The 1,313-nt window shown below is 41.8% G+C and carries 1 protein-coding gene; it reads right to left on the reverse strand.

The window, feature by feature from the left end; genetic code table 11:
- Nucleotides 1–7: 7 nt before the first annotated feature.
- On the reverse strand, nt 8–235 hold the full coding sequence (locus tag ACFIL8_RS10445; protein WP_375689711.1) for a hypothetical protein: 228 nt from the start codon (nt 233–235) through the stop codon (nt 8–10).
- Nucleotides 236–1,313 lie beyond the last annotated feature (1,078 nt).

A 1,313-nucleotide genomic window follows, 5' to 3' on the forward strand; every position in this document is an offset into this window, starting at 1 on the left:
TGCCAATTCACGTGCTTGTTTTAAAGAAATCTCTCAACACTTCCAAACCAACGCGCATCACCCCCATTTCATGAACAGCCCCCATGAAAGGGATAACAATAGCGCTCCCATGAATATATCCCCTTACTATAAACTCTATCACCACCATTGTTTCAATAAAAAATGTAATCCGGCACCATTCATATACGCCCCCTGCGGCCTCTACAATAGCCTTACCCTCCCTTGTAATACGCATAATCTCTCAAAGCACCATTGCATCCATTATCGTCAAACAGAACACCCCAGAAAACACTCGTATTGCATATTCATGTTGCCAATACTTTTGCCAATTCACGTGCTTGTTTTAAAGAAACATCTCTCAACACTTGCAAACCACCGCGCATCACCCCCATTTCATGAACATCCCCCATGAAAGGGATAACAATAGCGCTCCCATGAATATATCCCCCTTACTATAAACTCTATCACCACCATTGTTTCAATAAAAAATGTAATCCGGCGCCATTCATATACGCCCCCTGCGGCCTCTACAATAGCCTTACCCTCCCTTGTAATACGCATAATCTCTCAAAGCACCATTGCGTCCATTGTCGTCAAACAGAATACCCAAAGAACACTCGTATCGCCTATTTATGTTGCCAATACTTTTGCCAATTCACGTGCTTGTTTTAAAGAAATCTCTCAACACTTCCAAACCAACGCGCATACACCCCATTTCATGAACAGCCCCCATGAAGGGGATAACAATAGCGCCCCCATGAATATATCCCCCTTACTATAAACTCTATCACCCCTATTGTTTCAATAAAAAATGTAATCCGGCACCATTCATATACGCCCCCTGCGGCCTCTACAATAGCCTTACCCTCCCTTGCAACAAGCTACGCCATAACTCGTTCCTCAACACGGACAACCCCATTAGCCTAAGGCTCCTACGACAACCCCACCCCCTGCCCAAAAAACAGCCCTATCTAGCTTCTACGATAGCCTTTATCCCTTGAAAAGACAGAAGCATTTTTATTCTTTTCTCAATTGTTTTCGGACCCCCCACTTAAGACATGAAAAAAGGAACTTCCATTGATTTGCAAATGATCGCGCAATAAGAGCATTTGAAATGAGAAAATCTTACAACTTTCTTATTCCAATTAAAAAGGATCAATGATCATTCAAAATATGACGATATATTCCATTCTTCATTGGGGATCTTGCAAGCCAATAGCTTAGAATATATTCATCAAAGCGCTTCTAAGACAGAGAGACAGCCGCAATTCTTGAGATCAAGCATTTTAATATTAATGAAAGCACTAACATTC

Source organism: Bartonella sp. AP57NXGY (assembly GCF_042195805.1).
Lineage (GTDB): Bacteria > Pseudomonadota > Alphaproteobacteria > Rhizobiales > Rhizobiaceae > Bartonella.

Bases quoted from the DNA above. Each gene is read 5' to 3' on its own strand.
- ACFIL8_RS10445 (WP_375689711.1), bottom strand. From the start codon at position 235: ATGCGTATTACAAGGGAGGGTAAGGCTATTGTAGAGGCCGCAGGGGGC.